Genomic DNA, 17971 nt, shown 5'->3' on the forward strand with positions numbered 1-17971 from the left:
CAGTAACTGGCAGTCAACTGCCAATTTCTGCGAGGTTAGAGCGAGCAGATCTGACAGTCAACTGTCAGTTAGGCTGATGCCATGCCCGATGCCACGTCGATGGCCGAACGCCCGTTGCGCACCGATGCGGCGCGCAATGCCGACCGCATCCTGCGGGCCGCTCGAGAGGTGTTTGCCGAACTCGGCCCCGATGCACAGATCGACGCAATCGCCCATCGCGCCGGAGTGGGTGAACGAACCCTGTACCGCAGGTTCCCGACGAAAGCCGATCTCCTGCGAGCCGCACTCGATCAGAGCATCGATGAAAATCTCTCGCCTGCAATCGAAAAGGCGCTCACGCGCAAGGATCCGCTACGCGGGCTGACCGAACTGATCGAGGCCGCCACGGCGCTCGGCGCCGCCGAACACAACATTCTCGCCGCGGCCAGGCGCGCCGACGCGCTGGCCAACATTGCGGATCGTCTCGAAGCCGCCATGCAGGAACTGACGAGCCGGGCACAGAAGGACGGCCTAGTCCGCCGCGACCTGGTTGCCGAGGATCTGCCGAGGATCATCGCGATGCTCAACAGCGTCCTATGGACGATGGACGTCGGCAGCGACGGCTGGCGCCGCTACGTCGCACTGATAATGGACGCGATCACCGCCGCACACCCGCGGCAACTGCCCACCGCCGCGCCACTCAAACACCCGCATTCCCTGGACAGTTGGCCGATGTGACGGCGCCCGCGGAAATCACCCACGATGGACACCTCACAAAACTCGGGCATGGAGCGTCTACAGGGTGTGAAAGCCAAACCGCCGTTTGAGACCGTGGTTCGCGACCACGGCCCCACCGTCTTTCGGGTCTGTTGCGCCATCGTCGGCGCGCACGACGCGGACGACGCCTGGTCGGAAACGTTTCTGGCGGCACTGAAGGCCTACCCCGACCTCCCGGCCGACACCAATTTCGAGGCCTGGCTGGTCACCGTGGCCAACCACAAGGCCATCGACATCACCCGGACCCGGACTCGCCAACCCATCCCGACCGACGTCGTCCCCGAAACACCGGGCCCCCGCACCGCCGAGACCTTCGACGACCTGGCCGCCGCGGTGGACCAGCTCCCGCACAAACAGAAACACGCCGTCGCCTACCACTACCTGGCCGGCCTGCCCTATGACGAAATCGCCGAGATCCTCGGCGGCAGCGCCGCGGCGGCACGCCGTGCCTCCAGCGACGGCATCGCCACGCTACGACGCACCTACCTCGGCGAACTCACCGAGGTCGACGCGCCCACGAAAGGAGAGATCCATGAGTAACGAAGGCATCGTCGACGACCTGGCCCGAATCACCCAACCCGGAGCAGGCAAGCTGGCCGACCTGCACATCCGACTCGCGGCCGCTGCCCAGCGCGACGGTCTCCTCGACATCGCCTACCGCACCGTCGACAGCCCGGTCGGGAGGCTGCTGCTGGCCGCCACCGAACAGGGCCTGGTCCGCGTCGCCTACGCCCGCGAAGACCACGACACCGTCCTGCAGCACCTCGCCGACCAGGTCAGCCCCCGCATCCTGCACGCACCCGCCCGCCTCGACACCGCGGCCCGTGAACTGGACGAGTACTTCGCCCGGACGCGGCGCACCTTCGACCTGCCACTGGACTGGCGGCTCTCTGCCGGATTCCGCAGCACAGTGCTGCATCACCTGGCCGAGATCGACTACGGGCAGACCGCCAGTTACGCCACCGTCGCGGCCCTGGCAGGCAGCCCCAAAGCGGTACGCGCCGTGGGTACCGCGTGCGCGAAAAATCCACTGCCCGTGGTTGTCCCCTGCCACCGCGTCGTCCGCAGCGACGGCGCGATGGGTGGCTACCTCGGCGGCGCGGAGGCCAAACGCCTGCTGCTCGACCTGGAGGCCGCGGCATGAACCGCGCGAATCCCTGGGAGCAGCAGGTGGATGGCACCGACTGGAGCCGTATCGGTGACGAACTCGACACCACGGGATGTGCGTTGACGGGGCCGCTCCTGACACCGGCGGACGCCGCGGACATCGTCGCGCTCTACCCCGACGTGGCCCGGTTCCGATCGACGATCGACATGGCGCGCTACCGGTTCGGCGAAGGTCAGTACCGCTACTTCCGGCAGCCCTATCCGCCGGCCGTGACCGCACTGAAGCGGGCGCTGTATCCACACCTGCTGCCGATCGCGCGCACCTGGTGGGCCCGGCTCGGCCGGGAGGCTCCATGGCCGGACGACTTCGACGACTGGCTGCACATGTGCCATGCGGCCGGCCAGACCAAGACGACGGCGATCCTGCTGAAATACGGTGCCGGAGACTGGAATGCGCTACACCGCGACCTCTACGGCGAGTTGATCTTTCCGCTGCAGGTCGTGGTCAATCTGACGGACCCGGACGTCGACTACACCGGCGGCGAGTTCCTGCTCTACGAGCAACGAGCCCGCGCGCAATCGCGCGGTACCGCCACGGTCATCCCCCACGGACACGGATTGGTCTTCACCACGCGCGATCGGCCGACCAAGTCGGTACGGGGTTGGTCGGCGGCACCCATCCGGCACGGTGTCTCCACCGTCCGTTCCGGGACCAGGTTCACCCTGGGCCTGGTGTTCCACGACGCCGCATGAAGCCCTACCTGCTGCTCGGCGCCGACGGTCGCCCACACCGCAGCGGCACGCCGGGAACCCTTGGGGGACACCACCGCAGCAAGATCTACGGCCGCCTCGACTGCCCGTCGGCCCAACGCGCCATCGCCGCCGGCGGCTACGTCCGCCACCGGGTGTTCTTCGCCGACGCGCACACCGCCGTATCCGCGGGATACCGACCGTGCGCCGTATGCCTGCCCGCCGCCTACCGGCAGTGGAAGACGGGCCAGGGCGACGAGGGCTAACTCGTGGTCACCGGAAGTGTCGCGGTGTCGTCATCGTCCTCTCGGGGTACACGTGGCGACGCGGGCTTACGGAAGTGGTTGTCCCCGCGGGGATACACCACCTGCGGCCACCAGAACCACCGGCCGAGCAGCGTGGCGATCGACGGCATCAGCAGCGACCTCACGATCAACGTGTCCAGCAGCAGACCGATCGCGATCGTCGACCCCATCTGGGCCAGCACCACCAGGTCACTGCCCAGCATGGCCGCCATGGTCGCCGCGAACACCATGCCCGCCGATGTCACGACGCCGCCGGTGCCACCCATCGAGCGGATGATGCCGGTCTTGAGGCCCGCGTGGATCTCCTCCTTGAACCGGGAGACCAGGAGCAGGTTGTAGTCCGATCCGACCGCCAACAGGATGATCACCGACATCAACATGACCAGCCAGTGCACGTGGATACCGAACAGGTCCTGCCACAACAACACCGAGATGCCGAAGGACGCCGCGATGGAACTCGCCGCGGTGCCGACGATCACCGCGGCAGCCACCATGCTGCGGGTGATGATCAGCATGATGATGAAAATCAGCGTCAACGCCGACACCACCGCGATCATCAGGTCGTACCGAGCGCCGTCACTCATGTCCTTGTAGGTCGCCGCGACACCGCCGAGGTAGATCTTGGCGTCCGACAACGAGGACATCTTCAGGCCCTCCTGAGCGGCGGTGCGCTCGGCGTTGACCCGCGCGATGCCTTCCGGTGTCGCCGGATCGGTCTGGTGGGTGATGAACATGCGCGCCGACTTGCCGTCGGGTGAGAGGAACATCTTCAGACCACGTTCGAAGTCCGGGTTGGTGAATGCCTCCGGCGGCAGGTAGAAGAGATCGTCGTTCTTGGCGTCGTCGAAACTCTGCCCCATGGCCAGCGCAGTGTCATTCATCGCCTGCATCTGATCGATGAGTGCCTTCTGCGAGTTGTACGAGGCCAGCGACAGGTCCCGGCTGGTCTTCATCGACGCGATCGTCTGCGGAAGCAGAGCGGTCAATTTCGGTGCGAGATCAGCCAGTTGGTCCGTATTGACCTGCACCGACGCTGTCTTGTCGGTCAGTTCGTCGATGCCGTCGAGGGCATCGAAGACCGACTTCAGCGCCGCGCACATCGGTATGTCGAAGCAGTGCGGTTCCCAGTAGAAGTAATTGCGCATCGGCCGGAACTGGTCATCGAAGTTCGCGATGTTGTCCCGCATCTTCTTGGTGACCTCGAGTAGCTCCTGCGACTTGGCCGCAGAGTCCTGGGTGAGCTTGGTCTGCCGCAGGGAGAGCTGGTACTGCTCCTCCAAGATGGAGATCGAGACATTGGTCGCGTCAACCATTCTCAGCTGATTGGCCAACTGCTCCCGCTGGAACGGCAGGTTCAGATTGCTGGTCTGCCCCTGGATGGCGGTCTGGAACGGAATCGAGCTGTGCTGGATCGGGATACCCAACGGTCGGGTGATGCTCTGCACCATGGCGATGCCCTCGGTGCGCAGCACGTTTTTCGCGACGCGGTCCAGTACCAGCATGTCGGCCGGATTGCGCATGTCATGGGTGGATTCGACCATCAGGATGTCCGGGTTCATCCGGGCCTGGGTGAAATGCCGGTCCGCCGAGGCGAATCCGACGTTCACCGGCGCCTCGGTGGGCAAGTACCAACGGTCGTTGTAGGCAGGTTTGTAGCCGGGGACGGCCACCACGCCGATCAGCACCACGAACGCGCTGGCCACCAGGACGGGTGCGGGCCAACGGACCACCGTGGTGCCGACCTTGTACCAGAACCGGCCCTTGGCCACCTTTTTCGGTTCGTACAGGCCGACTTTGCTCCCCAGGTACAGGACCGCGGGGCCCATCGTGACCGCGGACGCCACGACGACGATCATGCCGATCGCGACGGGGGCACCCATGGTGCTGAAGTAGGGAAGCCGCGCGAAGCTGAGGCAGTACGTGGCCCCGGCGATGGTCAGGCCCGACCCGATGATGACCGGGGCGACGGACTTGAACGTGGCGTAGTAGGCGTCTTCTCGGTCCAGCCCCTGGCTCCGGTCCTCGCGGTACCGGCCGAAGATGAAGATGCCGTAGTCGGTCGCTGCCGCGATGGCCAGCATCGTGAGGATGTTGCCCGCGAAGGTCGTCAGCCCGAATACGTCATGGCTGGCCAGAACCGAGACCAAGCCGCGCGACGACAGCAGCCCTACACCGGTCAACAGCAACTGCACCAACGTGGTTCGGATCGACCGGTAGACGATCAGCAGCATCACCGCGATGGCGATCAGCGTGTAGAGCGTGATCGTGGCCAGACTCGCGTTGCCGATGACGTGCAGATCGTCGGTCAGCGCGGCCGGACCCGCGACATAGGCCTGGACGCCCGGCGGGGCCGGGGTTTCCTTGATGACCTCGCGGACCTTCTCCACGCCTTCGTTGGCGAGCGTCTGCCCCTGCTCACCTGCGAGGTTCAGCATCACGTAGGACGCTTTGCCATCGGCGCTCTGCGCCCCGGCCGCGGTGAGCGTGTCACCCCAGAAGTCTTGGATGTGCTGGATGTGCTCGGGATCCTCGCGCAGTTGGCGGATGATCTCGTCGTAGTACTGGTGGGCATCGGGGCCGAGCGCCCGGTCCCCCTCCACCACGATCATCACCGTGCTGTTGGAGTCGAACTCACCGAAGTTGGCGCCCATTCGCTTCATCGCGATCATCGACGGCGCGTCCTCGGGCGCCATCGGCGCCGAGTGGAGCTCGCCGACCACCTCGAGCTGCGGCGCGATGACGTTCACGACGACGGCGAAGGCGATCCAGAACAGCACCACCGGAATCGACAGGATTCGCAGCATATGCGCGAAGTAGGGGCGGTGACCCCGATCATTCTTGGCGTGGGCAGCGGTGGAGGACGTCATGCGGACTTCACCAGGCAGTAGGTCTGGGGTTTGATCCCATTGGCTGATTGCTCCTCACGGACTGTGCCGTTCACGGTGACACGGCAACCGATTTCGCCGCCGTCGCCCAATGCCATGAGATTGGCGCTGACGGTCGGCAACGTGGTCGACAAGGTGACCGACCACGGCAGCGGCGCGGTGACCTGGTGCACCTTCGCGTCCGGGTCGAAATAGCTGATCTGGGCGGTCGAGCCCGGCGGCCCGTACACGTCGTATACGAGGATCTTCGGATTGAACTGGACGATCTCGATGCCGGCGCCCGCATTCGCGTTGAGGTCTTCGGAGCCGAACATCCGATGCAGGCGCGAGACCACCAGACCCGACACCGCAAGCACGACCACCAGAACCAACGGAATCCAGGCATTCTTCATCAAGCGAGCTCCCCGACCAGGACTCACTGACACCTCCCGACGATTACCCGAACCCGCCGATGGCGATGACCCGCCCCGGCGATCGGCGAATTAGTTCGAATAACTATGTACAGCGTGGACAAACGTTACACCGGTCCATAACCCGCCGCAGCGGCGACCTATTTCCTGTGAACTCGCTGAAAGAAAGCTTGGGGCAGCAGTTTTGGTCATGCGGCTCAACGCTTGTCGACACCCCCTGGTACCGGGCCATTTGGCATCAGCTATCTAGATCAACTATTATTATGCATAGATATTCTATATAAGTCGGAGGTGGCCTGGGGTTGGACAACGACACGAAACCACCGTCCGACAGTCGGGACGCCACCCGGTTCGTCAACACCGTGCTGCCCTGCATCGAGCAGATCCGGGGGCGTGCGCGGCGGCTGACCACCAACACATATGACGCCGAGGACCTGATCCAAGAGACAATGCTCAAGGCCTACAGCGGGTTTCACACTTTTCAGCCGGACTCGAATGCCCGCGCCTGGCTGTTCCGGATCATGTACAACAACTGGGTCAGCACCTACCGCACGCGTCAGCGGGGCGTGGCCGAGCAGCTCTGCGAAGAATTCACCGATTGGCAGTTGTCCGCCGAAGCCCGTCACACCTCTGCGGGCCTGCGATCAGCCGAAGTGGAAGCTCTCGAGACCATGCGCGACGACGAGATCGCCGACGCGCTCTGTGCCATACCGGCGGTCAATCGCGTGACGGTATACCTGGCCGATGTGGAGGGCTATCCCTACCGCGAAATCGCCGTCCTCATGGGCACTCCCATCGGAACGGTGATGTCGCGACTCGCACGTGGCCGCCGCCGGCTACGCGAACTACTCGATGACGTCGCGAAGGACCGGGGGATCATCCGTGTCCCGGCAGGCGGTCCTGGTCCGTTGCCACAATCGACCCGCTAGCCAGGGTCCCTTGTACGCGAATCAGGCTGCGGTGCAGGGCAGTCGGTTGCCGACATTCCCACCCGCCACGTCGGCGTCGACGAGCCGGGCACGAAGATTTCGCCGCCCCCGGTGCAGCCGCGACATCACCGTCCCCACCGGAATCTGCAGGATCTCGGCAATCTCCTTGTACCGGAATCCTTCGACGTCGGCGTAGTACACGACGATGCCCTGCGATTCCGGCAACGCCCGCATGGCCTGACGCACGTCGTCATCGCCCATCGATTCCAGCGCCGCCAGTTCGGCCGAGACCACGCCGAGCGGGGACCGCCGTGCCACCTCCGCGAGTTGCCCGTCGGTGAGCTCGTCAGCGAAGACCTCCTGCGGTCGCCGCTGCGCTGTGCGGTACGAGTTGATCCACGTATTTGTCAGAATCCGGAACAGCCAGGCGCGGATGTTCGTGCCATCCCGGTACGTGTGAAAACTGCTGTACGCCTTGACCATTGTCTCCTGGACGAGATCCTCGGCGTCCGGCACGTTGCGCGTGTAGCGACGGGCGGCCGCGAAGAGCTGGTCCACCAGCGGCAGCGCATCGCGCTCGAACCGTTCCGAAAGACAATCGTCAACACTCATGTGCGTATCCGTGCTCACCGGCATGGCCCCCGCTCCTGCCACTGCTCATATCGCTGGCCTCAAACACTTCGCGACTCGAAACTATCCGGCGCCGCAGCCGACCCCCAGGGGGATTACCCCCAGGTTCGGGGCGGTTTTCCACACCCCAGTGGTCATGCCGAACTGTCATGCACGCAGCATGGCACCTCAACCCAAGTTGAGGTCAAACGATTTTTCGCCGCCAATCTCTTTGCGGCTGTTGCGTTTGCGCACCTCGATATTGACTGAAGGGCAAAAGGCTCCGACAGCGATGGGCGAGACGGGCATGCCGCGCGACGGGATCGAACCGGCTCTCGCGGCATGGGCTACGCCGGTCATCGGCGATACGCCGGGAAACCGGGCCGATCTCGCCTTAGGCTCATCGCTTATGAATCGAGTCGATCGCTTCTTCGAGATCTCGACCCGTGGTTCAACGGTTCTCTCCGAGATCCGCGGAGGCGTGGTCACCTTCATCGCGATGGCCTACATCATCGTGCTGAACCCGGTCGTCCTCTCCGGCTCTGCCGACGTCGCGGGAAACAAGCTGCAGTTCGCCCAGGTCTCGGCCACCACATGTCTGGCGGCGGGCGTGATGACCATCCTGTTCGGGATCATCGCGCGGCTGCCGTTCGCGTTCGCCGCGGGGCTGGGCATCAACTCGTTTCTGGCCACCACGGTGGTGGGCACGGTCACCTGGCCCGAGGCCATGGGCCTGGTGGTCATCGATGGCCTGATCATCGTGGCGCTGGCGGCCAGCGGGTTCCGCCGGTTGGTGTTCGACGCGGTCCCCATGCAACTCAAGCTCGCGATCACCGCGGGCATCGGCTTGTTCATCTTGTTCATCGGATTGGTCGACGCCGGATTCGTCGGCTCGACCGGCCTGCCCTCTCCCCCGGTCGGGCTGGGCACGGGCGGCGTCGGCTCGATCAACACCGTGCCCACGGTCGTCTTCGTATTCACCCTGCTGGTCACCGGCATCCTGGTGGCCCGCAAAGTCCGCGGCGGCATCCTGATCGGCCTTGTCACCGGCACCGTGGTGGCCGTCATCGTCGAAGCGATCTGGCACCTCGGATCGGCGCAGGACAAACACGGCGGGTGGGGCTTGTCGGTACCGACCCTGTCCGGCTCACCGTTCGCACTGCCGGACCTGTCCCTCGTCGGCGACGTCAGCCTGGGCGCCTTCAGCCGGATCGGCGCGCTGGCCGCGATCATGCTGGTGTTCACCTTGGTGTTCGCCAACTTCTTCGACGCCATGGGGACCATGACCGGGCTGTCCCGGGAGGCCGGGCTGTCCGACGCCCAGGGCAACTTCCCACGGCTGAAATCGGCCCTGATCGTCGAAGGCGCCGGTGCCGTCGTCGGCGGCTCCTCATCTGCGTCGTCGAACACCGTCTTCATCGAATCCGGGGCCGGCATCGAGGAGGGCTCCCGCACCGGGTTCGCCAATCTCATCACCGGTGCGCTGTTCCTGGCGGCCATGTTCGTCGCCCCGCTGGCCTCGATCGTGCCGACCGAGGTCGCCGCCGCGGCCCTGGTGATCGTCGGCGCCATGATGGTGTCGCAACTGCGCCACATCGACCTCTCCGAGTTCTCGGTGGCCCTGCCCGTGGTGCTCACCGTGGCCACCATGGCGTTCAGTTATTCGATCGCCAACGGCATCGGCGTCGGCTTCGTGGCCTGGGCGGTATTGCGGTCGGCCGCGGGCAAGGCCCGTGAGGTGAGCCCACTGCTGTGGATCGTGGCAGCCGGCTTCATCCTCTACTTCGCCCGCGGCTGGATCGAGTCACTCATCGGCATGTAGCGGCCGGTAGCCTTCTCGGTCATGGGGATGACACCGATGAGCCGCTTGCGCGAAGAGCGACGACTCAAGTGAGCGCCGGCCTGTTCGGTTTGCTCGACGACATTGCCGCCCTGGCTCGGCTGGCGGCGGCATCTATCGACGACATCGGTGCGGCCACCGGAAAGGCGACCGCCAAGGCCGCCGGCGTGGTGATCGACGACACCGCGGTGACGCCGCAGTACGTCCACGGGATCACCGCTGACCGCGAGCTGCCGGTCATCAAGCGCATCGCGATCGGCTCGCTGCGCAACAAGATCCTGTTCATCCTGCCCGCGGCGTTGCTGCTCAGCCAGTTCGCGCCGTTCCTGCTGACGCCGATCCTGATGCTGGGCGCGACGTACCTCTGCTTCGAAGGCGCCGAGAAGGTCTGGGGACGGTTTACCGGCCACGGCGGACACGACGACGGCCAGCCGACCACGGCGGTCGGCGGCGACGCCGAGAAGTACATGATCACCGGCGCGATCCGCACGGACTTCATCCTGTCGGCCGAGATCATGGTGATCGCGCTGAACGAAGTGGCCGATCAGACGTTCTGGCCACGACTGATCATCCTGGTGGTCGTCGCGCTGGTGATCACCGCCGCGGTCTACGGTGTGGTGGCCGGCATCGTGAAAATGGACGACATCGGTCTGCTGCTGGCCCAGCGCTCGTCGCGGGTGGCGCAGAAGATCGGCCGCGGCCTGGTTGCCGGGATGCCCAAGCTGCTGTCGGCCCTGTCCACCATCGGCACGGTCGCGATGCTCTGGGTAGGTGGGCACATCCTGCTCGTGGGAACCGACACCCTCGGCTGGCACACGCTCTACGGCCTGGTCCACCACGCCGAGGAGGCCGTCCGCCATGCGACGGGCAGCACGTTCGGCGGCCTGCTGGCCTGGCTGACGAACACCGCCGCGTCTGCCGTCATCGGCCTGGTGGTCGGCACCGTGGTCGTGGGGATCATGCACGTACTGCCGTTCGGCAAGAAGGAGAAGCACGGCCCTTCTGCGTGATACCCCGCCCGCGAGCGACAAAAGTGACACATGTGACTCACTGCCGGGAGACCTCGGTGACAACGGCGCACGCCGGCGCAGTGAAAGTATCTGCAGTAGAGACGATTCGGCGACACTCGTTGTGGCGCAGCGCAGCAGCGGGCGGCCCACCCGTGATCGGGCGCCGTATCGCTGAAAATTCGCCGGGGCAAATACTTTTTAGGTCAATGCGTTTCGACGTGCCATACTGGGTGTGGACGCGTTTCGTACGTCCAGTTTGAACAATGAGAGAAGCAAAAATATGGCACAGGGAACTGTGAAATGGTTCAACGGCGAAAAGGGCTTCGGCTTCATCGCTCCTGACGGCGGCGCACCGGACGTTTTCGTCCACTACTCCGAAATCACCGGCGGTGGTTTCCGGTCGCTCGAAGAGAACCAGCGTGTCGAGTTCGAGATCACCCAGGGAGCCAAGGGCCCCCAGGCAGTGGGAGTCACCGCGATCTGATCGCGCCAAGACCTGATGGTGGACCGGTACGGATGAATTCCGTACCGGTCCATTTTCATTTCACCTGGGCGTTCGCCACGGGGTCGTGCAGATTCCCCAACCACCTCGCCGATTCGATCTGAGCGACCTGCATGACACGATCTGCCGTGTCGAAGAGGGGGGTGCGCCGCGCCGTCTCCTCCACCGGCATCGCCGCGGCACAACGCATCACCAGCGCGCCGAGAGCGACGGACGTCTTGCACGGGACGACAAGGAGTTTCACGCACGCGTCGCGTCCCGCGACCATCATCAAGCGGGGCCGGCTCAGCTTCATCCCAGTCGGTCCCCGAGTGCCGGTCACGATCGAGTCCAGGTCAAGCTGCCCCTGGGCGGCCGACCAATTGACACGAATATCAACGACTTCCCCGATCGAACGGTGCAGGACCCCGACCAGTTCTGGCAGCTCGTTCGCCACCGATCCGGTGTGCGGCCACCAGGCTCCGTCAATATCGGCGCCCAATTGCCTGGCGAGGGTGAGCCGGACAGGGCTCGCCAGTCGCCGGGTTCCGCTGAGGCCGTTCACGACGACTGCGCGTCCGCACGAGGCATGGGCCGATCCGAGGGCAGGTCAGAGAAAACCAACTCCGACGGCGGTTCCATCGGTCCCTCGGGATCCGGCATCGGTTCTTGCTGCTCGGGGTGTGAGAACAGTTCGGACGATTCCATAAAGAGTGCCCTTGAGAGGTACGGGACTACCGCACTGGTATTGGATAGCAAGCGATCGTTAACCGCCGGCTGAGGGTTCAACATCGGAAGTCGTGGCGATCGACGCCACGGTTGACCTACTGATGTATCCGGCCCGATCACCAACTTACACCGGCGAACGATGTCCCGACCAGCGACGGTCAGCTTCTGGGCACCATCGTCACTGGCCGCGCACCGCGGGCAGGATCAACGTGTCGATGACATCCCGGATGAACTTCGCGTCGATGCTCTGCCCGCTGATCACCCGCATCAGAGACATCCCGGTCATCACGTCGGCGACCAGCGACCAGTCCCGGTCAGGTGCCACCTCGCCGCGTGCGGCAGCCTGCTGCAGAATCGCATTCACCACCCGCCTGCCCTTGAGCAGCATGAGATCGTCGAGGGCCGAGGCCAGATGCGGATCATGGGTCGCCTCGACCGCGGCCCGCAGCACCAGATCGTAGGAGAAGTGCTCTTCGTCGTTGCGCACCGCACGACGCACGAGTTCGTCGAAATCGCCTTCCAGGCTGCCGGTGTCGGGCGCGTCATCGTCGAGCAGGTCGGGCCGCCAGTACACCAGCGCATCGGTGATCAGCGCAGCTTTCGATGACCAGCGGCGGTAGATGGCCGCCTTTCCCACACCTGCTCGCGCGGCGATGTCGTTCATGTTGGTGTTGACGTAGCCGTTCTCGGCCAGCGCAGCCAACGTCGCGTTGAGGATGGCCGCGTCCCGAGTCCGGTCCAGGCGACCGTCGGTACGCCGGCGCAGCTTGGATCCTGCGTCTGGTGGATCGTCGCACCCCGTCATCACGGTCACACCGAAGTCGTCTGGATGGGCGCCGTTGTGTCGTCGAGTTTCTTCCGTTCGCGGTCCAGACGGCCCTGCCTGGTGATCTCAAAGGTGTTGAGCGGCCACCAGAACCAGCGGCCCAGCGCCGCGGCGATCGATGGGGTCATGAACGAGCGCACGATCAGCGTGTCCACTACCAGGCCGATGCCGATCGTCATACCGAGTTGGCCGACCACCCGCAGATCCGACACGATCATCGACATCATGGTGAAGGCGAACACCAGGCCGGCCGCGGTGACGACACGTCCGGTGGCCCCGATCCCGCGGATGATGCCCGTGTTGAGCCCGGCGTGTATCTCTTCCTTGAAGCGCGAGACCACCAACAGGTTGTAGTCCGAACCCACCGCCAGCAGGATCACCATCGACAGCGGGATCACGATCCATTGCACGCCCAGGCCCAGGATGTCCTGCCAGAGCAACACCGACAAGCCACACGCCGTTCCCAGAGAAGCGGCCACGGTGCCCACGATCACCATGGCGGCCACCACACTTCGGGTGATGATCAGCATGATGCTGAAAATGAGGATCATCGCCGCGATCACCACGATCATGAGATCGGTTACCACGCCATCCTGCATGTCGCTGTACATCGATGCGGTACCGGCGAGGGAGACCTTCGCATTGGACAGCGGGGTGCCCTTGAGCGCGTCGGCGACAACACCTTTCATGTCACGAACATGTTCGATGCCTTCCACCGAGGCCGGGTCGCCCTGGTGGGTGATGATCATTCGGACCGCCTTGCCATCGGGCGACATGAACATCTTGACCGCACGGTTGAAGTCAGGGTTCTCGAACACATCCGGAGGCAGGTAGAACATGTCGTCGTTCTTGGCCTGATCGAAGTACAGGCCGATCTCCGTCGCCCCCTTCGCCGCCTCCTGTTGCGCGGCCTGGGTACCGGCCATGGTGCTGTGCGTCGCGATCATGAAGTCTCGCATCCGCTTCATCGTCCCGATGGTGTCCTGCAACACCGGCAACATCTGCGGCATCAACTGATCCATGCGGTCCATGTCGACTGTCAGGCCCTGCATTTCATCGGTCAATTTGTCGATGCCGTCGAGAGTGTCGAAGATCGACCGCATCGACTGGCACATCGGGATGTCGAAGCAGTGCGGCTCCCAGTAGAGATAGTTGCGCAGCGGCCGGAAGAAATCGTCGAAATTGGCCAGGTTGTCCCGCATCTCCTGGGTCGCTTCCACCATCTCGTGGGTCCGACCCACCATGCTGTGGGTGGTTTCGGTGAGCTCCTTGGTGATGGCGTACATGCGTTCCATGCTGGCGACGGTCTTGCTCATCTCGTCGGCCTGTTCGAGCATCTGCGCCGAGTTGTCGTTGTTGAACTTCGCCGACTGCAGCGTGCTGGCGTTCTGCGCGCCCAGCAGGAACGGGATCGAGCTGTGCTCGATCGGGGCACCCAGCGGGCGGGTGATGGTCTGCACCCGTTCGATTCCCCGCATGTGCATCACGTTCTTGGCGACCTTTTCGATGACCAGCATGTCCGACGGGGTGCGCAGGTCATGATCCGCTTCGAGCATCAGCAACTCGGGGTTCATCCGGGCTTGGGAGAAGTGCCGATCAGCGACGCCCATGGCCAGGTTCGCCGGCATATCAGCGGGGGTGAACTGCTTGTCGTTGTATTGCGGCACATAGGTCATCAGGGCGGCGAAGCCGATGACGGCGATCAGGCTGGTGACGAAGACAATGGGAATCGGCCAGCGAACCACCGACGTGCCGATCTTGCGCCACCCCGGCGACGCGATCTTGTGCTTGGGATCGAGCAAGCCGAACTTCGACGCGACGGTCAGCACGGCAGGCGCCAACGTCAGTCCGGCGATGATGATCACCAGAACTGAGATGGCGCAGGGCAGACCCATGGTCTGGAAGTAGGGCAGCGTGGTCATGGTGAGGCACAGGCAGGCCCCGACGATCGTCAACCCGGAGCCGAGGATGACGTGCGATACGCCGCTGTAGGCCACGTAGAACGCGTCCTCGCGGTCCAGGCCTTTCGATCTCTCCTCGTGATATCGGCCGAGGAGGAAGATCACATAATCGGTGCCTGCGGCCAGGGCCAGCATGGTCACCATGCTCACCGCGTACGGGGTCAGGCCGATGATGTTCAGGTAACCGGCAGCAGCCGTAACACCCTGTGCGGCAAATAGTTCCAGAAGAATGACGACCATCGACACAAGCAGCGTCACGACGGAGCGGTACACCGCCAGCAGCATCACGATGATGACGCCGACCGACACCAACTCCATTTTCGCCATACTTTGATGGCCTGCCACGCTGGTATCGGCGTTGAGCACGCTGTTTCCGGCGACGTGGGCCGAGATACCCGGCGGAGCGGGCACCGAGGCCACGATGTCACGCACCGCGGCCACGGAATCGTGGCTCTTGCTGGTGCCCTGGTCCCCGGCAAGGAAGATCTGCACATAAGCGGACTTGCCGTCCACACTCTGCGAACCCGCCGCGGTCATCGGATCGCTCCAGAAGTCTTGAACGTTCTGGACGTGCTCGGTATCGGCCTTCAGTTTCGCGACGATCTCGTCGTAGTACTTGTGTGCGGCCGCACCGACCGGTTCGTCGCTCTCCAGCACCACCATCGCTGAAGAGTCCGAATCGTACTGCTGAAACACCTCGCCGATGTTCAGCATCGACTTGTAGGAGTCCGAGCTGGTGGGGCTCAGCGGTACCGACCGGGATGCGGCGACCTCGTCGAGTGACGGGACAAGAGATCCCAAGGCGACCGTGAGAAGTACCCAGAACACGATGATCGGGAGCGAGAAAATCCGGACCATGTGGCCCAGGAACGGGCGATGAGGTTTCGAGTGCGCATTGCTCATACGGATTTCACCAAGCAGTAGATGAACGGTTTGAAGGTGTCAGTACTCGTCCGGTCGTCGCGCACGTCATCGTCGACAGTCACCCGGCACCCGAGGTCTGTGACGTCGCGCTCGCCCTGAGCCATGATGTTCGCCGACATGGACGGCAGCGTCGTCACGATCGTGAACGACCATGGCAGCGGGGCGTTTTCGATGAGATTCGGTTGACCGTACTCGTCGAGGTAATTGATATTCGCCGTCCCCCCGGACCCGGTGACCTCGTACTTGATGTGCTTCGGGTTGAAGTTCTCGGTAATCCCGGAACCCTCTGCCAAGTTCGGTCCCTGCTGCCCGCTATCCCGAATTCGAAGGATCGCGTACGCGCCCAACGCGACGACGACCACCAAAGTGAGTGGTATCCACGCCTTCTTGAGCAACTTGAACACCGTTGCGCCTCTCCCCGACCTGCTATTCACTAATTGACCCAGACGGAACCCAAGTTCCGTCTAAGAGGATGCTGAGCACTGTACCCGAGTCGGGCTCGGCCGACGACTCGGTGCCTATTTGGCCAGGAACCGCTCGAGCCCGGCGATCACGATGTCGAGGTTGAAGTCGAAGTCCTGGGCGGCGCTCGCACCGACGTCACGATCGGCGACCACACCACTGAGCAGTGGGAAGTCACTGGACGGAAGGTCTTTCAGCGCGCGCACCACTTCGGGTGTCTGGTGGTGCAGCCGCGACCCCGCCGAACCCAGCACATCGTGCGCGGCTGACATCGCGAGGCCGGAGACCAGGGTGAGCACCCGCCCGGCGTCGTCGGTACCGAATCCACCATCGGCCAGGGCTCGCAACACCTGCTCGGCCAACGCGAGACTGGCCGCACCGCTCGTCCCACGAAGCCGGAAGCTCGTCGCCGTCACACCGAGTTTGAGCACGCCATTGCGGATGGCGTTGCCATAGGCGCGCAGGATCTCCTGCCAGCTCGCCCCCTCGGGCAGCTTGATCGAGCGCAACTCCGTCTCGAAGAGATCGGCCACCACGAGCTCGAGCAGACCGTCACGGTCGCCGACGTAGTAGTGCAGCGTGGTGCGGTCCACCCCGAGCTCATCGGCCACCGCCTGCATCGTCAACGCACCCGGCGCAATGGCGCGCGCCGCGGCGACGATCTGCTTCTGATCGATGCGCGGTGGCCGGCCCCGCCCTCGGCGTGGCACGTTTCCGGTGGTCACAAGACAAATTCTAGTTGTTCCGCCCGCCGCCATCGGACCGCTCTTCCTTTTTTCTCACGGTCGTGGAAAACTGCCCGGAACCGAGCAAGGGAGCCGCTGCGATGTCACAAATTTCTCCATATCGCGTTGTCCAGTGGACGACGGGAAACGTCGGAAAGAGTTCGGTGGCGGCCATCGCCCGCAATCCGACCCTGGAACTGGTCGGCTGCTATGCGTGGTCACCGGACAAAGCCGGCAAGGACGTCGGGGAGCTCGTCGGAATCGAACCTCTCGGGGTCGCCGCCACCAACGACGTGCCGGCGCTGCTCGCCCTCAAACCGGACGTCGTGGTCTACAACCCGATGTGGATCGACGTCGACGAACTCGTCGAAATCCTTTCCGCCGGAGTCAATGTCGTCGCAACCGCATCATTCATCACCGGGCACAATCAGGGCGAGGGCCGGGACCGGATCGCCGAGGCCTGCCGCAAGGGCGGGTCGACCATGTTCGGATCGGGCATCAGCCCGGGCTACGTGAACCAGCTGGCGATCGTGGCAGCCGGCATCTGCGACCGCGTGGACAAGGTCACGGTCAACGAGGCCGCCGACACCACGTTCTACGATTCGCCGGAAACCGAGAAGCCGGTCGGATTCGGTCAGCCCATCGATCATCCCGACCTGCAGGCCATGACCGCTCACGGAACCGGAGTCTTCGGCGAGGCGGTGCGGATGATCGGTGACGCGCTCGGCATCGAGTTCGACGAGGTCCGCTGCGACGCCGAGTACGCGCAGACCACGGAGGACCTCGACCTCGGCTCGTGGACCATCCCGGCGGGCGGTGTGGCGGGGGTATTCGTCAGCTGGAAGGGCATCGTCGGAGATGCCACGCGCGTCGAGCTCACCCTGCGCTGGCGCAAAGGCCAGACGCTGCAACCGGATTGGCAGATCGATCAGGACGGCTGGGTGATCGAGGTGGCCGGTCGCCCGACCGTGACGATGAAGGTCGGGTTCCTGCCACCACCGGACTTCGAGGCCACCACGCTCGAGGAGTTCATGGTGCTGGGACACATCATGACCGCGACTCCCCCGATCAACGCGATTCCGGCGGTGGTCAACGCCGCACCCGGCATCGTCACCTACAACGATCTCCCGCTGGTCCTGCCGCGTGGAGTGGTGCCGAAGGGCTAGTCGCGAGCTACACACACCGATTCCGGCTTACAGACTGTATGGATCACCGCCGGATCGCTGACACTTTGCACCCTCCTCAATGGTGCGCCGCACCAC

Annotated in this window: 19 protein-coding genes; 10 read left to right on the plus strand and 9 right to left on the minus strand. The window is 64.2% G+C overall.

From position 1 onward, the window contains the following. The first annotated feature begins 81 nt into the window (after window positions 1-81). The 5 genes from ACNQVK_RS34470 to ACNQVK_RS34490 are packed head-to-tail and all read left to right on the plus strand — an operon-like array spanning window position 82 to window position 2879. The gene (locus ACNQVK_RS34470) at window positions 82-717 is read left to right on the plus strand and encodes a TetR/AcrR family transcriptional regulator (RefSeq protein ID WP_418033304.1); all 636 of its coding nucleotides are present in this window, start codon (window positions 82-84) and stop codon (window positions 715-717) included. A gap of 24 nt (window positions 718-741) precedes the next feature. Then, entirely contained in the window at window positions 742-1296 is a 555-nt protein-coding gene (locus tag ACNQVK_RS34475; protein ID WP_418033306.1) for an RNA polymerase sigma factor, read from the plus strand. Further along, window positions 1289-1900, plus strand: a complete 612-nt coding sequence (locus ACNQVK_RS34480; RefSeq protein ID WP_418033308.1) for a methylated-DNA--[protein]-cysteine S-methyltransferase — start codon at window positions 1289-1291, stop codon at window positions 1898-1900. The genes ACNQVK_RS34475 and ACNQVK_RS34480 overlap by 8 nt, the downstream gene beginning before the upstream one ends. Next, window positions 1897-2616 (plus strand): 2OG-Fe(II) oxygenase, encoded by a 720-nt coding sequence (locus tag ACNQVK_RS34485; RefSeq protein ID WP_418033310.1) that lies wholly within the window; start codon window positions 1897-1899, stop codon window positions 2614-2616. The genes ACNQVK_RS34480 and ACNQVK_RS34485 overlap by 4 nt, the downstream gene beginning before the upstream one ends. Next, window positions 2613-2879 carry an Ada metal-binding domain-containing protein gene (locus ACNQVK_RS34490; RefSeq protein WP_418033312.1) on the plus strand — a complete coding sequence of 89 codons (267 nt, stop codon included), beginning with the start codon at window positions 2613-2615 and terminating at the stop codon, window positions 2877-2879. The genes ACNQVK_RS34485 and ACNQVK_RS34490 overlap by 4 nt, the downstream gene beginning before the upstream one ends. Here ACNQVK_RS34490 and ACNQVK_RS34495 read toward each other — a convergent pair. After that, on the minus strand, window positions 2876-5785 hold the full coding sequence (locus tag ACNQVK_RS34495) for an RND family transporter (RefSeq protein ID WP_418033314.1): 2910 nt from the start codon (window positions 5783-5785) through the stop codon (window positions 2876-2878). The two genes, ACNQVK_RS34490 and ACNQVK_RS34495, sit on opposite strands and share 4 nt — an antisense overlap. After that, entirely contained in the window at window positions 5782-6195 is a 414-nt protein-coding gene (locus ACNQVK_RS34500) for an MmpS family transport accessory protein (protein ID WP_418033316.1), read from the minus strand. The genes ACNQVK_RS34495 and ACNQVK_RS34500 overlap by 4 nt, the downstream gene beginning before the upstream one ends. A gap of 314 nt (window positions 6196-6509) precedes the next feature. On the opposite strand from ACNQVK_RS34500, the gene ACNQVK_RS34505 reads away from it, so the two are divergent. Further along, the gene (locus ACNQVK_RS34505) at window positions 6510-7142 is read left to right on the plus strand and encodes a sigma-70 family RNA polymerase sigma factor (RefSeq protein WP_418034509.1); all 633 of its coding nucleotides are present in this window, start codon (window positions 6510-6512) and stop codon (window positions 7140-7142) included. Between the two features lie 21 nt (window positions 7143-7163). On the opposite strand, the gene ACNQVK_RS34510 is transcribed toward ACNQVK_RS34505, so the two are convergent. Both ACNQVK_RS34510 and ACNQVK_RS34515 read right to left on the minus strand, forming a co-directional pair. Next, window positions 7164-7754 carry a sigma-70 family RNA polymerase sigma factor gene (locus tag ACNQVK_RS34510; RefSeq protein WP_418033318.1) on the minus strand — a complete coding sequence of 197 codons (591 nt, stop codon included), beginning with the start codon at window positions 7752-7754 and terminating at the stop codon, window positions 7164-7166. Window positions 7755-7940: 186 nt separating this feature from the next. Continuing rightward, the gene (locus tag ACNQVK_RS34515) at window positions 7941-8111 is read right to left on the minus strand and encodes a hypothetical protein (protein ID WP_418033319.1); all 171 of its coding nucleotides are present in this window, start codon (window positions 8109-8111) and stop codon (window positions 7941-7943) included. Window positions 8112-8160: 49 nt separating this feature from the next. Between ACNQVK_RS34515 and ACNQVK_RS34520 the strand changes: the two genes are divergently transcribed. The 3 genes from ACNQVK_RS34520 (at window position 8161) to ACNQVK_RS34530 (ending at window position 11085) form a co-directional block, all read left to right on the plus strand. Beyond that, window positions 8161-9573 (plus strand): NCS2 family permease, encoded by a 1413-nt coding sequence (locus ACNQVK_RS34520; protein ID WP_418033321.1) that lies wholly within the window; start codon window positions 8161-8163, stop codon window positions 9571-9573. A gap of 68 nt (window positions 9574-9641) precedes the next feature. After that, a complete protein-coding gene (locus ACNQVK_RS34525; protein WP_418033323.1) occupies window positions 9642-10601 on the plus strand; it encodes a DUF808 domain-containing protein in 960 nt (319 codons plus the stop codon). Window positions 10602-10881: 280 nt separating this feature from the next. Beyond that, entirely contained in the window at window positions 10882-11085 is a 204-nt protein-coding gene (locus ACNQVK_RS34530) for a cold-shock protein (protein WP_044515104.1), read from the plus strand. Between the two features lie 55 nt (window positions 11086-11140). Here the strand turns inward: ACNQVK_RS34530 and ACNQVK_RS34535 are convergent, their stop codons facing one another. The 5 genes from ACNQVK_RS34535 to ACNQVK_RS34555 all read right to left on the minus strand — a co-directional run bounded on the left by ACNQVK_RS34535 (window position 11141) and on the right by ACNQVK_RS34555 (window position 16709). Then, a complete protein-coding gene (locus tag ACNQVK_RS34535; protein WP_418033324.1) occupies window positions 11141-11647 on the minus strand; it encodes a DUF5994 family protein in 507 nt (168 codons plus the stop codon). Between the two features lie 342 nt (window positions 11648-11989). Further along, window positions 11990-12616 (minus strand): TetR/AcrR family transcriptional regulator, encoded by a 627-nt coding sequence (locus ACNQVK_RS34540; protein ID WP_418034511.1) that lies wholly within the window; start codon window positions 12614-12616, stop codon window positions 11990-11992. A gap of 5 nt (window positions 12617-12621) precedes the next feature. After that, window positions 12622-15501, minus strand: a complete 2880-nt coding sequence (locus tag ACNQVK_RS34545) for an RND family transporter (protein ID WP_418033326.1) — start codon at window positions 15499-15501, stop codon at window positions 12622-12624. Then, a complete protein-coding gene (locus ACNQVK_RS34550) occupies window positions 15498-15917 on the minus strand; it encodes an MmpS family transport accessory protein (RefSeq protein ID WP_418034513.1) in 420 nt (139 codons plus the stop codon). Before ACNQVK_RS34550 ends, ACNQVK_RS34545 begins: the two co-directional genes overlap by 4 nt. A gap of 123 nt (window positions 15918-16040) precedes the next feature. Then, on the minus strand, window positions 16041-16709 hold the full coding sequence (locus tag ACNQVK_RS34555) for a TetR/AcrR family transcriptional regulator C-terminal domain-containing protein (RefSeq protein ID WP_418033328.1): 669 nt from the start codon (window positions 16707-16709) through the stop codon (window positions 16041-16043). A gap of 101 nt (window positions 16710-16810) precedes the next feature. Between ACNQVK_RS34555 and ACNQVK_RS34560 the strand changes: the two genes are divergently transcribed. Then, window positions 16811-17875, plus strand: a complete 1065-nt coding sequence (locus tag ACNQVK_RS34560) for a dihydrodipicolinate reductase (protein ID WP_418033330.1) — start codon at window positions 16811-16813, stop codon at window positions 17873-17875. The last annotated feature ends 96 nt before the right edge of the window (window positions 17876-17971 follow it).

Origin of the sequence: Mycobacterium sp. 134 (genome assembly GCF_048282715.1) — a bacterium.
GTDB classification, from domain to species: Bacteria; Actinomycetota; Actinomycetes; order Mycobacteriales; family Mycobacteriaceae; genus Mycobacterium; species Mycobacterium septicum.